The following is a 13,710-nucleotide window of genomic DNA, read 5'->3' on the forward strand; positions in this document are numbered from 1 at the left end:
TTGGTGGGTCTGGGCAGATTCGAACTGCCGACCTCACCCTTATCAGGGGTGCGCTCTAACCAACTGAGCTACAGACCCAATTTCGGGCTGCTTCTTATCGTCTTCTTCAATGAATCAAGCAATTCGTGTGGGAGCTTATGAAGCAGCTGATGTCGTCGATTAAGGAGGTGATCCAGCCGCAGGTTCCCCTACGGCTACCTTGTTACGACTTCACCCCAGTCATGAATCACACCGTGGTAACCGTCCTCCCGAAGGTTAGACTAGCTACTTCTGGTGCAACCCACTCCCATGGTGTGACGGGCGGTGTGTACAAGGCCCGGGAACGTATTCACCGCGACATTCTGATTCGCGATTACTAGCGATTCCGACTTCACGCAGTCGAGTTGCAGACTGCGATCCGGACTACGATCGGTTTTATGGGATTAGCTCCACCTCGCGGCTTGGCAACCCTTTGTACCGACCATTGTAGCACGTGTGTAGCCCAGGCCGTAAGGGCCATGATGACTTGACGTCATCCCCACCTTCCTCCGGTTTGTCACCGGCAGTCTCCTTAGAGTGCCCACCATAACGTGCTGGTAACTAAGGACAAGGGTTGCGCTCGTTACGGGACTTAACCCAACATCTCACGACACGAGCTGACGACAGCCATGCAGCACCTGTCTCAATGTTCCCGAAGGCACCAATCCATCTCTGGAAAGTTCATTGGATGTCAAGGCCTGGTAAGGTTCTTCGCGTTGCTTCGAATTAAACCACATGCTCCACCGCTTGTGCGGGCCCCCGTCAATTCATTTGAGTTTTAACCTTGCGGCCGTACTCCCCAGGCGGTCAACTTAATGCGTTAGCTGCGCCACTAAAAGCTCAAGGCTTCCAACGGCTAGTTGACATCGTTTACGGCGTGGACTACCAGGGTATCTAATCCTGTTTGCTCCCCACGCTTTCGCACCTCAGTGTCAGTATCAGTCCAGGTGGTCGCCTTCGCCACTGGTGTTCCTTCCTATATCTACGCATTTCACCGCTACACAGGAAATTCCACCACCCTCTACCATACTCTAGTCAGTCAGTTTTGAATGCAGTTCCCAGGTTGAGCCCGGGGATTTCACATCCAACTTAACAAACCACCTACGCGCGCTTTACGCCCAGTAATTCCGATTAACGCTTGCACCCTCTGTATTACCGCGGCTGCTGGCACAGAGTTAGCCGGTGCTTATTCTGTCGGTAACGTCAAAACAGTTACGTATTAGGCAACTGCCCTTCCTCCCAACTTAAAGTGCTTTACAATCCGAAGACCTTCTTCACACACGCGGCATGGCTGGATCAGGCTTTCGCCCATTGTCCAATATTCCCCACTGCTGCCTCCCGTAGGAGTCTGGACCGTGTCTCAGTTCCAGTGTGACTGATCATCCTCTCAGACCAGTTACGGATCGTCGCCTTGGTGAGCCATTACCTCACCAACTAGCTAATCCGACCTAGGCTCATCTGATAGCGCAAGGCCCGAAGGTCCCCTGCTTTCTCCCGTAGGACGTATGCGGTATTAGCGTCCGTTTCCGAACGTTATCCCCCACTACCAGGCAGATTCCTAGGCATTACTCACCCGTCCGCCGCTCTCAAGAGAAGCAAGCTTCTCTCTACCGCTCGACTTGCATGTGTTAGGCCTGCCGCCAGCGTTCAATCTGAGCCATGATCAAACTCTTCAGTTCAAACATCTTTGGGTTTTTAAGAAACCCTAAACTTGGCTCAGCAATCGTTGGTTACATCTTTGATTTCTCGCGGAGTAACTTGCGATGCTGATAATCTTGTTGACTATCAGTCTGACTCCACAAGCACCCACACGAATTGCTTGATTCAGTTGTTAAAGAGCGGTTGGTTAAGCCTTTCGTCTCAACCGAGGCGCGCATTCTACAGCAGCCTCATTTGCTGTCAAGTGATTATTTTCAGAAGCTTTCGAAGATTTCTTCAACAACTTCAACCACTTGCGCTTCCGATCTCTCGTTAGCGGGAGGCGAATTCTACAGCGTTACACGCTGCTGTCAACACCTCTTTTTCTCCGCTTTCGACCGAGAAGATCGAACCGTTGATAGAGCCAAACAACACCGCCCTATCAACTCCTTCTGGGCTTCGATGAACTGAAGCTATTCGCTGCCTGAATCTTCGTAACTTCTTGTTTATCAAGGAGTTTTCAGTTTCGACTGCGCCGGAAGTGGGGCGAATTATAGACAGATACAATTCGCCGTCAACCGCTTTTTTCACATTTCTGTCATATCCGTCAAAAAAGCCCCAAAAACACAAAGCCGGCCCCAAGGGGCCGGCTTTCAGTTCACCTTACAAACTAGGGAAGGCAAACTGCGAAGCTTCATGGCTGGCACGTTGCGGCCAACGCTGGGTGATCGCCTTGCGACGGGTATAGAAACGCACCCCGTCCGGCCCATAGGCATGCAAGTCGCCAAACAGCGAACGCTTCCAGCCTCCGAAGCTGTGATAGGCCACCGGCACCGGCAGTGGAACGTTTACGCCAACCATCCCCACTTCAATCTCATCACAGAACAAGCGTGCCGCTTCCCCATCACGGGTGAAGATGCAGGTGCCATTACCGTATTCGTGATCGTTGATCAGTTGCATCGCAGCTTCCAGGCTATTCACCCGGACCACACACAACACAGGCCCAAAGATCTCTTCTTTATAGATCCGCATCTCGGGGGTCACACGGTCAAACAGGCTGCCGCCCAGGAAGAAGCCTTCTTCATGCCCGGAAACACTCAGGCCACGACCATCCACCACCAGCTCGGCACCCGACGCCACACCGTCTTCTATATAACCACTGACCTTATCCCGTGCCTGGCCTGTCACCAACGGCCCCATATCCAGGCCACAAGAAGTGCCCGCACCAATCTTCAGCGCCTTGACCTGCGGCACCAGCTTGGCAATCAACGCGTCCGCCACCTGGTCGCCCACGCATACGGCCACCGAGATAGCCATGCAACGCTCGCCACAGGAACCATACGCCGCTCCCATCAAAGCACTGACGGCGTTGTCCAGATCGGCATCCGGCATCAGAACCGCATGGTTCTTCGCCCCACCCAGCGCTTGCACGCGCTTGCCACGCTTGGTGGCTTCGGCATAGATGTACTCGGCAATCGGAGTCGAGCCAACAAAGCTCAGGGCTTTTACTTCGGGTGCTTCGATCAGCGCATCCACTGCCCCCTTGTCCCCGTGCACCACGTTCAGCACGCCTTTTGGCAGACCCGCTTCTTGCAGCAGTTGCGCGATCAGCAACGTTGAACTCGGATCACGCTCCGACGGTTTCAGGATAAAACAGTTACCGCAGACGATCGCCAGCGGATACATCCACAATGGCACCATCGCAGGGAAGTTGAACGGGGTGATACCCGCGACCACACCCAGCGGCTGGAAGTCCGACCATGCATCAATGTTCGGCCCCACGTTGCGGCTGTATTCACCCTTGAGAATCTCCGGCGCCGAACAGGCGTACTCGACGTTCTCGATCCCGCGCTTCAGCTCACCTGCGGCGTCCTCCAGAGTCTTGCCGTGCTCTTCACTGATCAACTGCGAGATACGCGCCTCGTTCTGCTCCAGCAATTGCTTGAAACGAAACATCACCTGGGCACGCCTGGCTGGTGGGGTATTACGCCAGGCCGGAAACGCAGCCTTGGCCGAGTCGATCGCCTGTTGAATGGTTTCGCGACTGGCCAATGGCACCTGGTGGATCACCTGGCCGGTAGACGGGTTGTACACATCGGCGCTACGACCGCTGTCATTGACCAGTTCACCGTTGATCAAGTGTTGGATAAGGCTCATGCAAGGCTCCTGAAACGTTGTTCTATATAGAAGGAGAAATCAGTCGATCTTGTTCAGCACTTCGCCGACCGCGTCGAACAAGCGATCCAGATCCTGCGGCTTGCTGTTGAAGGTTGGTCCGAACTGCAGGGTGTCCCCGCCAAAGCGCACATAGAAACCAGCCTTCCACAAGGCCATACCGGCTTCGAATGGACGCACGATCGCATCACCGTCACGCGCGGCAATCTGGATAGCGCCGGCCAGGCCATAGTTGCGAATATCGATCACATTCTTGCTGCCCTTCAAACCATGCAGCGCATTCTCAAAGTGCGGGGCGACTTCAGCCACGCTCTGCACCAGGTTTTCCTTCTGCAACAAGTCCAGTGCCGCCAGGCCGGCTGCACAAGCCACCGGGTGCGCCGAGTAGGTGTAGCCGTGCGGGAACTCCACGGCGTACTCAGGCGTCGCCTGATTCATGAAGGTCTGATAGATCTCGCTGCTGGCAATCACCGCGCCCATCGGGATCGCGCCGTTGGTGACCTGTTTGGCGATGCACATCAGGTCCGGGGTCACTCCAAAGCTCTGCGCACCGAACATCGAGCCGGTACGACCGAAACCGGTGATCACTTCATCGAACACCAACAGGATGTTGTGCTGATCACAGATTTCACGCAGACGCTTCAGATACCCCTGAGGCGGCACCAGTACGCCAGCGGAGCCAGCCATCGGCTCGACAAATACAGCAGCGATGTTCGAGGCGTCGTGCAACTCGATCAATTTGAGCAGCTCATCGGCCAGCGCAATCCCACCCTGCTCCGGCATGCCACGGGAAAAAGCATTGCTCGCCAGCAAGGTGTGCGGCAGATGGTCAACGTCCATCATTGCCTGGCCAAACATCTTACGGTTGCCGTTGACGCCACCCAGGCTGGTGCCGGCGATGTTCACACCGTGATAGCCACGGGCGCGGCCGATCATCTTGGTCTTGGTCGCCTGGCCCTTCAGGCGCCAGTAGGCGCGCACCATCTTCACCGCCGTATCGGCACACTCGGAGCCGGAGTCGGTGAAGAACACGTGGTTCAGGTTGCCCGGGGTCAGATCGGTGATCTTTTCCGCCAACTGAAAGGACAGTGGATGACCATATTGGAAGCCTGGGGAGTAATCCAGGGTACTCAATTGCTTGGCGACCGCCTCCTGAATCTCCTTGCGGGTGTGCCCTGCGCCGCAGGTCCACAAGCCCGACAACGAGTCGTACACCTTGCGGCCCTTGTCATCGGTCAACCAACTGCCTTCGGCAGCCACGATCAGGCGCGGGTCACGCTGGAAGTTACGGTTGGCGGTGTAAGGCATCCAGTGGGCATCCAACTTCAGTTGGCTGGCCAGGGACGAAGGGGCGTTTTCGGGCATGTTCATCAGCAAAACCTCGCAGGGCAAAAGGCAGCGTCGGGATTGGAAAGCACAGGTTGCAGCTAAGTTGCCACGGCGATAAAGTCGGTGAAATCCAACTCTTCTAACCTTCAGTCAGGCTTTTACTAAACTATGAGCAGCCGTCGCCCCGATCCCCTGGCCCAAGTCAGCGACTTCGATATTCGCCTGCTGCGCATTTTTCGCAGCGTGGTGGAATGCGGTGGCTTCTCGGCAGCTGAAACCGTGCTGGGCATTGGGCGCTCAGCCATCAGCCAACAAATGAGCGACCTGGAGCAACGCCTCGGCTTGAGGTTGTGCCAGCGCGGACGTGCCGGTTTTTCCCTGACGGAAGAAGGCCGCGAGGTTTATCAGTCGGCCCTGCAACTTTTGAGTGCCCTGGAAAGTTTCCGCACCGAGGTCAACGGCCTGCACCAGCATTTGCGCGGCGAGCTGATCATCGGTCTCACCGACAACCTGGTCACCCTGCCGCACATGCGCATCACCCATGCCCTGGCGCAGTTGAAAGAACGCGGCCCGGACGTGCAGATCCAGATCCGCATGATCGCGCCCAATGAGGTCGAACAAGGCGTGCTCGACGGCCGCCTGCATGTCGGCGTAGTCCCCCAGGCCAGCGCCCTCTCGGGGCTTGAATACCAACCGCTGTACAGCGAACGGTCGCTGCTTTACTGCGCGGTCGGCCACCCGCTGTTTTATGCCGACGACACGCTGCTGGACGACGCCCGCATCGACAGCCAGGACGCCATCGCCCCCACCTTCCGCCTGCCCGCCGAGATCCAGGCCCATTATCAGGCCCTCAACTGCACCGCCAGCGCATCGGACCGCGAAGGCATGGCGTTCCTGATCCTCACCGGGCGTTACATCGGTTATCTGCCCGACCACTACGCCAGCCTCTGGGTACAACAAGGCCGACTACGTGCGCTGAAACCGGCTACACGCTTTTACGATTTAAGCCTGGCATCGGTCACGCGCAAGGGCCGGCGCCCTCATTTGGTGCTGGAAAGCTTCCTCGAAAGCCTGGCCGCAACGCGCTAACTCGGGCCTCGCACAAAAAGCTGAGCAACTGGACAGCTTTTTGCAAGAGAGCCAGGACCTTGAACCGTCCGCCTTGAGTTTGCCCGCCATGCCACCAGATTCCGCCAGCACCAATGACCTGATCTACGGCCTCAACGACCGGCCAAAACCCGCCGCCGCCTGCCTGGCCGCCCTGCAACACGTGCTGGCCGCCTTCGTCGGCATCATCACCCCGCCGCTGATCATCGGCTCCACCTTGGGCCTGACCGCCCATTTGCCCTACCTGATCAGCATGGCGCTCATGGTCTCCGGTGTAGGGACCTTCATCCAGGCGCGTAGGCCGTTTGGGATAGGCGCCGGCATGATCTGCCTGCAAGGCACCAGCTTTGCGTTTCTCGGCGCGGTGCTGTCGGCGGGTTTCCTGGTCAAACAACGCGGCGGCAGCCCGGAGGACATCATGGCGATGATCTTCGGCGTGTGCTTTTTCGGCGCCGCGGTGCAGATTCTGTTGAGCCGTTTCATCGGCCAGTTGCGCCGGGTAATCACGCCGTTGGTGACCGGGATTGTCATCACGCTGATCGGCATCAGCCTGATCAAAGTGGGCATCACCGACCTGGGCGGAGGTTTCAACGCGCCGGACTTCGGCGCTCCCGGCAATCTGGCCCAGGGCCTGTTCGTGGTACTGACGATCATCCTGCTCAATCGCTCGAACACGCCGTGGGTGCGTCTCTCGGCGATCATCATCGGCCTGGCCCTCGGCAGCCTTGCGGCGTGGCTGAGCGGCAAACTGGTCCCTCAAGCCCTGCCCGACTTGCCCGTGATCAGCTTGCCGATCCCGTTTCGCTTTGGTTTCAATTTCGACTGGAGCGCTTTCCTGCCGATCGCGCTGATTTACCTGATCAGCAGCATCGAAACCGTTGGCGACCTCACCGCCAATTGCATGATTGCCCGTCAACCTATCAGCGGCCCTTCTTACATAAGCCGACTCAAGGGCGGCGTCCTGGGCGATGGTGTCAGTTGCATGATCGCCGCCACGTTCAGCGCCTTTCCCAACACCACCTTTGCGCAGAACAACGGCGTCATCCAGCTCACCGGCGTGGCCAGCCGCTACGTCGGTTTATACATAGGCGTCTTGCTGTTCTGTCTCGGTTTGTTTCCGCTGGTGGGTGCCATCCTGCAGCAAATCCCCAAGCCGGTGCTGGGCGGTGCAACCCTGGTGATGTTCGGCAGCGTGGCCGCCGCCGGTGTGCGCATCCTCGCCCAGGCGCCGCTGGACCGGCGCAGCATGCTGATCATCGCCACCTCGTTTGGCGTGGGCCTGGGTATCGCCGCCCAACCCAACCTGCTGCATTTGATGCCGCCCCTGGTGCAGAACCTGTTCGACTCGGCCATCACCAGCGGCGGCCTGACCGCCATCCTGTTGTGCCTGTTATTGCCCGAAGCCAAAGCCACGCACATTGCCGCAAATCACACGGCGCAAAGCGACACGCTGTAACCGCTTTAAGGGTTTTATTGCATCGGGACTTGTCTGAGGCTTGAGGGTGGGTTATCTGTGCACACGTCGCCTCTATCGATCAGCACGGAAACCTCCATGAGCCTCGAAGTTCCTGCCCACAGCCACCACGCCGGCAAGCCCGCCAGCCGCATTCGACAAAAGAACGAACAAGCGATTCTTCAAGCAGCTGAAGATGAGTTCGCGCGCCACGGCTACAAAGGCACCAGCATGAACACCATCGCCTCGAGTGCCGGACTGCCCAAGGCCAACTTGCATTACTACTTCACCAACAAACTGGGCCTGTATATCGCCGTGCTCAGCAACATCCTCGAACTGTGGGACAGCACCTTCAACGCGCTGACTGCCGAGGACGACCCAGCGGTGGCCCTAACCCGCTACATCCGCACCAAGATGGAGTTTTCCCGGCGACACCCACAAGCCTCGCGGATCTTCGCCATGGAGATCATCAGCGGCGGTGAATGCCTGACCGAATACTTCAGCCAAGACTACCGCGCCTGGTTCAGCGGCCGGGCGGCGGTGTTCCAGGCCTGGATCGAGGCTGGCAAGATGGACCCCATCGACCCCGTGCACCTGATCTTCCTGCTATGGGGCAGCACCCAGCACTATGCCGACTTCGCAACGCAAATCTGCCGCGTCACCGGCCGTACCAAGCTGACCAAACAGGATATGGAAGACGCCGGTACCAACCTGATCCATATCATTCTCAAAGGCTGTGGCATCAAGCCGGCCCTCTGAACGAAGCGACTTATGCCTTTCACGCTCACCGGCCTTTGCGAATTTCGTGAAGAAATCCGCAAAAGCCGCTTCATCACTCTCGCCGCGCCGATCACCAGCCCGCAGGACGCCCAGGCGTTCTTCGAGCAACACAGCGACCTCAACGCCACGCACAACTGTTGGGCCTGGAAGCTCGCCGATCAGTACCGTAGCAATGACGATGGCGAACCAGGCGGCACGGCCGGGCGGCCGATCCTGGCGGCTATCGAAGCCCAGGGGTTTGATCAGGTCGCCGTGCTGGTGATTCGCTGGTACGGCGGTATCCAGCTGGGTACGGGCGGCCTGGCCCGTGCCTACGGGGGTGGCGCGAACAAATGCCTGCAGAATGCCGAGCGCATCGAACTGATCAGCCGTGTACCGCTGAGCTGTGCCTGCGGGTTCTCCGAGTTGAACCTGGTGAAACTGCGCGTCGCCGAACTGGGCGGCCTGGTGGTCGACGAACACTTCACCGCCAATGGCGTCGAACTACAGCTCGCACTGGGCGAGGCTCACATCGATACCCTGCAAACCCAACTCGCCGACCTCAGCCGTGGGCGCATCCTGCTACAACGGTGAAACTGCCCACATGTACTGTGCACCTGCCTGTGGATAACCTGAGCACATCGGTCTGTAACCCTTCTGTCACAAGGGGTTGCGAGCACTGTTCGTTTTTTGCTCAACAACACTTGACCCCATTTGCCCAAGCCTGGGGTAATGTGGTCAGCCGAATTCACTGAACCGCGACTCCAAAGGAAGCCTTCATGTCTACGCCAAAAACCGCATTGATCATCGGCGCCTCGCGCGGGCTGGGCCTTGGCCTGGTCAAGCAATTGCTTCAGGACGGCTGGGACGTGACCGCCACCGTGCGTGATCCGAACAAGGCCGATGCCCTGAAAGCATTGGGCCCGGTGCATATCGAGAAGCTGGATATGGATGATCAACAAGCCGTGATCGCCTTGAGCCAGCGCCTCAAGGACCGCACTTTCGACCTGCTGTTCGTCAATGCCGGCGTCAAGGGCCCGGCCAATCAGGAGCCGGGCCACGCCACACTGGCGGAAGTCGGCCAATTGTTCTTCACCAACGCGGTGGCGCCGATCAACCTGGCCCAACGCTTTGTCGGGCGGATCCGCCAGGACAGCGGCGTACTGGCGTTCATGAGTTCGGTGCTGGGCAGCGTGACCATTCCCGACGGCTCGGACCTGGCGCTGTACAAAGCCAGCAAAGCCGCGCTCAACTCCATGACCAACAGCTTCATCACTCAACTTGGCGATCACAAGCTCACCGTGCTGTCGCTGCACCCGGGCTGGGTGAAGACCGACATGGGCGGGGAAAACGCGCACATCGATGTCGACACCAGCGTACGCGGCCTGGTGGACCAGGTGAACGCCTACACCGGCAAAGGCGGCCATCACTTCATCGACTACAAGGGCGATACCATCGCCTGGTAAACCGGTGGGGCGTTATCGATCGATTGCGGTCGATAACGCCCCACGCGTAGACTGCCCCCTCGCCTTCACCGGCGACCCTGGATCAGCAGACAGGGCAACACTGAGCTGGCAAACCTGAACCCATCATTCAGAGGAGCCGGCCAATGCCTGCGACCCGTATCTGGTTAAAAAACCCCCTCGCAATTTTCACTGCCAACGGCCTCGACGCCCGTGGCGGCCTGGTGCTGCAAGACGGCGTGATTGCCGAACTGCTGGCTCCGGGGCAAGAACCCGCGCAGCCCTGTGCACAGGTGTTCGATGCTCGCGAACATGTCGTTCTTCCCGGGCTGATCAACACCCACCACCACTTCTACCAGACCTTGACCCGCGCCTGGGCGCCCGTGGTCAACCAGCCGTTGTTCCCGTGGCTGAAAACCCTCTACCCGGTCTGGGCACGACTGACTCCGGAAAAACTCGCGCTGGCGTCCAAGGTCGCGCTGGCCGAATTGCTGCTCTCGGGCTGCACCACGGCAGCGGATCACCACTACCTGTTCCCCGACGGCCTGGAAAACGCCATCGACGTGCAAGTGCAGAGCGTGCGTGAACTGGGTATGCGCGCCATGCTGACCCGCGGTTCCATGAGCCTGGGCGAAGCCGACGGTGGGCTGCCACCGCAGCAGACCGTCCAACAAGGCCAAGTGATCCTCGAAGACAGCCAACGCCTGATCCACACCTACCACGAGCGTGGCGAGGGCGCGCAGATCCAGATAGCCCTGGCGCCCTGCTCGCCGTTTTCCGTCACCCCGCAAATCATGCAAGCCAGCGCCGAACTGGCCAACACGCTCGACGTGCGCCTGCATACACACCTGGCGGAAACCCTCGATGAAGAAGACTTCTGCCTGCAACGTTTCGGCCTGCGCACCGTGGACTATCTCGACAGTGTCGGTTGGCTCGGCCCGCGCACGTGGCTGGCCCACGGCATCCATTTCAACCCCGACGAGATCGCACGCCTGGGTGCCGCCGGCACCGGTATCTGCCATTGCCCCAGTTCGAATATGCGCCTGGCCTCGGGTATCTGCCCCACCCTGGACCTGCTGGCCGCAGGCGCGCCCATTGGCCTGGGCGTAGACGGTTCTGCGTCCAACGATGCGTCGAACATGATCCTTGAGGCCCGTCAGGCCCTGTATATCCAACGCCTGCGGTACGGTGCGGAAAAAATCACCCCCGAAGGCGTGCTGGGCTGGGCCACCAAAGGCTCGGCGCAATTGCTTGGGCGTACGGATATCGGTGAGTTGGCCGTCGGGAAGCAGGCCGACCTGGCGCTGTTCAAGCTCGATGAACTGCGTTTTTCCGGCAGCCACGACCCGATCTCGGCGCTGCTGTTGTGCGGTGCGGATCGTGCGGATCGGGTCATGGTCGGCGGCCAATGGCGGGTCATCGACGGCCAGGTCGAGGGCCTGGATCTGAAAGGCTTGATTGCCGATCACACCCAGGCGGCACGGCAGTTGATCGCAGGCTGATTACAAGCCCAACAGCGACAACATGATAAAGGTCGCGAACAACACGAAATGGGTCATCCCTTCGATGGCGTTGGTTTCGCCATCGTTGAGGTTAATCGCGCTGACGATCAGCGTGATAAACACCATCACCGTTTGCACCGGCGTCATCGCCATCTGAAACGGCTGGCCGGTGTAGAGCGCCATGGCCTCCATCACCGGCACGGTCAGGATCACCGTCGATAACGAAGCGCCCAACGCGATGTTCACCACCGACTGCATGCGGTTGGCCAAGGCGGCGCGCAACGCGGTGAGGATTTCCGGTGCGGCCGAAATGGCCGCGACCACGATCGCCGTAATCACCGGCGGCGCGCCCGTGCCTTCCAGGCCCAGGTCGAGGGTCTTGGACATCACCTCGGCCAATGCGCCAATCACAATCACCCCAAACACCAACGTAGCGATGGAAAACGCCAGGTTGATCGGCGGCTCCTGGTGTTCTTCCGGCTGTTTCTTACGACGCTTTTCCGGGTAGCTGTAGCTGAAGAAATAACTGTGCGGCCCCACCTGCATGCGCAGGAACAAGGTGTAGAGCAACACCATCGCACCGATGGTAAACGCCGAGTAGATTTTCCAGTCAGCTTCAGGGATAAATTCCGGCACCACCATCGACACCCCCATGGCGGTGAGGATCATCACGCTGTAGGTGCGCGCCGAATCGTCATTGTAGGACTGCTCTCCGTGCTTGATGCCGCCCATCAGCGCAGCCAGGCCGAGGATGCCGTTGATGTCGAGCATCACCGCCGAATAGATGGTGTCGCGCACCAGGGTGGGCGACGGCTCATTGCTCATCATGATCGCCAGGATCACCACTTCCACCAGCACGGCGGCCAGGGTCAGGATCATGGTGCCGTAGGGGTCGCCGACCTTTTCCGCCAATTGTTCGGCGTGATGGGCCACGCGCATCGAAGCCATCACGATAAAAACGATCAGCGCCAGGCCGGCGAGCAACGCGACCATTTGTCCGCTGTGGAGCATCCAGTGCTCCAGCGGGTAGGCGGCGATGGCGGCAACCAGCGCCAGGAGCATGAATTTTTCTTGCTTGAGGGATGTGAGCATTCCGGGCCTTATCAAACAGCTAATCAGTCATTGATGGGGTACAGACTACGGCACATCGCTAACGTTTCGTTACACCTTAGTTCACGCTGCTCTGGCGTGAACTAAGCAAAACTCTCCTGCTGGTCAGGTTTTGCCAAATATTTCGTCCATGGCCTGTAGAATGCCGCCATTGCACCTGATGAGAAACTAGACATGTACGATTGGCTCAACGCCCTGCCCAAGGCTGAACTGCACCTGCACCTGGAAGGCTCGCTGGAGCCTGAGTTGCTGTTCGCCCTGGCCGAGCGCAACAAGATTGCGCTGCCGTGGAACGACGTCGAAACCCTGCGCAAGGCTTACGCCTTCAACAACCTGCAGGAATTTCTCGACCTGTATTACAAGGGCGCCGACGTGCTGCGCACCTCCCAGGACTTCTACGACCTGACCTGGGCTTACCTGCTGCGCTGCAAAGCACAGAACGTGATCCACACCGAACCCTTCTTCGACCCGCAAACCCATACCGACCGTGGCGTGCCGTTCGAAGTGGTGCTCAACGGCATCGCCGCCGCACTGAAAGATGGTGAGCAGCAACTGGGGATCACCAGCGGTTTGATCTTGAGTTTCCTGCGCCACCTGAGCGAAGCCGAGGCCGAGAAAACCCTCGACCAGGCCCTGCCGTTCCGTGATGCATTCGTGGCCGTGGGCCTGGACAGTTCGGAGATGGGTCACCCGCCGAGCAAGTTCCAGCGCGTGTTCGACCGTGCCCGCCACGAAGGCTTCCTCACCGTGGCCCACGCGGGTGAAGAAGGCCCGCCCGAGTACATCTGGGAAGCCATCGACCTGCTGAAAATCCAGCGTATCGACCATGGCGTGCGGGCCATCGAAGACGAGCGCCTGATGCAGCGCATCATCGACGAGCAGATCCCATTGACCGTGTGCCCGCTGTCCAACACCAAACTGTGCGTGTTCGACGACATGGCCCAGCACAACATCCTCGACATGCTTGAGCGTGGCGTGAAGGTGACGGTGAACTCGGATGACCCGGCGTACTTCGGCGGTTATGTCACCGAGAACTTCCACGCGCTGTACACCTCGCTGGGCATGACCCAGGACCAGGCCAAGCGCCTGGCGCAGAACAGCCTGGATGCGCGCCTGGTAAAGCCATAACGGAATAAATGCAGCTCGACAGGTGAGA

10 protein-coding genes, 1 tRNA gene and 1 rRNA gene are annotated in these 13,710 nt (G+C 58.9%); 7 read left to right on the forward strand and 5 right to left on the reverse strand.

Annotated elements, in window-relative coordinates; translation table 11 throughout:
* Window position 1: 1 nt before the first annotated feature.
* The 4 genes from MJP36_RS26665 to aptA form a co-directional block, all read right to left on the reverse strand.
* A tRNA-Ile gene (locus MJP36_RS26665) sits at window positions 2-78 on the reverse strand.
* Window positions 79-160: 82 nt separating this feature from the next.
* A 16S ribosomal RNA gene (locus MJP36_RS26670) occupies window positions 161-1,697 on the reverse strand.
* Between the two features lie 622 nt (window positions 1,698-2,319).
* Window positions 2,320-3,813, reverse strand: a complete 1,494-nt coding sequence (locus tag MJP36_RS26675) for a CoA-acylating methylmalonate-semialdehyde dehydrogenase (RefSeq protein ID WP_060755747.1) — start codon at window positions 3,811-3,813, stop codon at window positions 2,320-2,322.
* A gap of 39 nt (window positions 3,814-3,852) precedes the next feature.
* Window positions 3,853-5,202 (reverse strand): omega-aminotransferase AptA, encoded by a 1,350-nt coding sequence (gene aptA, locus MJP36_RS26680; RefSeq protein WP_060755746.1) that lies wholly within the window; start codon window positions 5,200-5,202, stop codon window positions 3,853-3,855.
* Between the two features lie 126 nt (window positions 5,203-5,328).
* On the opposite strand from aptA, the gene MJP36_RS26685 reads away from it, so the two are divergent.
* From MJP36_RS26685 to MJP36_RS26710, 6 genes are all read left to right on the forward strand, one after another.
* Entirely contained in the window at window positions 5,329-6,249 is a 921-nt protein-coding gene (locus MJP36_RS26685) for a LysR family transcriptional regulator (protein WP_060755745.1), read from the forward strand.
* Window positions 6,250-6,337: 88 nt separating this feature from the next.
* Window positions 6,338-7,723: a uracil-xanthine permease family protein gene (locus MJP36_RS26690; protein ID WP_244384432.1), complete on the forward strand. Its 1,386-nt coding sequence runs from the start codon at window positions 6,338-6,340 to the stop codon at window positions 7,721-7,723.
* 96 nt (window positions 7,724-7,819) lie between these two features.
* Window positions 7,820-8,479, forward strand: a complete 660-nt coding sequence (locus MJP36_RS26695; RefSeq protein ID WP_060755744.1) for a TetR/AcrR family transcriptional regulator — start codon at window positions 7,820-7,822, stop codon at window positions 8,477-8,479.
* Between the two features lie 12 nt (window positions 8,480-8,491).
* A complete protein-coding gene (locus tag MJP36_RS26700; RefSeq protein ID WP_060755743.1) occupies window positions 8,492-9,073 on the forward strand; it encodes an IMPACT family protein in 582 nt (193 codons plus the stop codon).
* A gap of 185 nt (window positions 9,074-9,258) precedes the next feature.
* A complete protein-coding gene (locus tag MJP36_RS26705) occupies window positions 9,259-9,945 on the forward strand; it encodes an SDR family oxidoreductase (RefSeq protein ID WP_161547830.1) in 687 nt (228 codons plus the stop codon).
* Window positions 9,946-10,088: 143 nt separating this feature from the next.
* Window positions 10,089-11,444 (forward strand): 8-oxoguanine deaminase, encoded by a 1,356-nt coding sequence (locus tag MJP36_RS26710; RefSeq protein WP_244384433.1) that lies wholly within the window; start codon window positions 10,089-10,091, stop codon window positions 11,442-11,444.
* Here MJP36_RS26710 and MJP36_RS26715 read toward each other — a convergent pair whose 3' ends face one another.
* A complete protein-coding gene (locus tag MJP36_RS26715; RefSeq protein WP_060755740.1) occupies window positions 11,445-12,536 on the reverse strand; it encodes a calcium:cation antiporter in 1,092 nt (363 codons plus the stop codon).
* A 192-nt stretch (window positions 12,537-12,728) separates the two neighbouring features.
* Here MJP36_RS26715 and MJP36_RS26720 point away from each other — a divergent pair, with 192 nt between their 5' ends.
* Window positions 12,729-13,682, forward strand: a complete 954-nt coding sequence (locus MJP36_RS26720) for an adenosine deaminase (RefSeq protein WP_043051475.1) — start codon at window positions 12,729-12,731, stop codon at window positions 13,680-13,682.
* Window positions 13,683-13,710: the final 28 nt, after the last annotated feature.

The sequence above is a fragment of the Pseudomonas palleroniana genome (genome assembly GCF_022836895.1).
GTDB classification, from domain to species: Bacteria; Pseudomonadota; Gammaproteobacteria; order Pseudomonadales; family Pseudomonadaceae; genus Aquipseudomonas; species Aquipseudomonas palleroniana.

Excerpts from the sequence above, each read along its gene's own strand:
- MJP36_RS26675 (WP_060755747.1), bottom strand. The coding sequence starts at position 3,813 with ATGAGCCTTATCCAACACTTGATCAACGGTGAACTGGTCAATGACAGC.
- aptA (WP_060755746.1), bottom strand. The coding sequence starts at position 5,202 with ATGAACATGCCCGAAAACGCCCCTTCGTCCCTGGCCAGCCAACTGAAG.
- MJP36_RS26685 (WP_060755745.1), top strand. The coding sequence starts at position 5,329 with ATGAGCAGCCGTCGCCCCGATCCCCTGGCCCAAGTCAGCGACTTCGAT.
- MJP36_RS26690 (WP_244384432.1), top strand. The coding sequence starts at position 6,338 with ATGCCACCAGATTCCGCCAGCACCAATGACCTGATCTACGGCCTCAAC.
- MJP36_RS26695 (WP_060755744.1), top strand. The coding sequence starts at position 7,820 with ATGAGCCTCGAAGTTCCTGCCCACAGCCACCACGCCGGCAAGCCCGCC.
- MJP36_RS26700 (WP_060755743.1), top strand. The coding sequence starts at position 8,492 with ATGCCTTTCACGCTCACCGGCCTTTGCGAATTTCGTGAAGAAATCCGC.
- MJP36_RS26705 (WP_161547830.1), top strand. The coding sequence starts at position 9,259 with ATGTCTACGCCAAAAACCGCATTGATCATCGGCGCCTCGCGCGGGCTG.
- MJP36_RS26710 (WP_244384433.1), top strand. The coding sequence starts at position 10,089 with ATGCCTGCGACCCGTATCTGGTTAAAAAACCCCCTCGCAATTTTCACT.
- MJP36_RS26715 (WP_060755740.1), bottom strand. The coding sequence starts at position 12,536 with ATGCTCACATCCCTCAAGCAAGAAAAATTCATGCTCCTGGCGCTGGTT.
- MJP36_RS26720 (WP_043051475.1), top strand. The coding sequence starts at position 12,729 with ATGTACGATTGGCTCAACGCCCTGCCCAAGGCTGAACTGCACCTGCAC.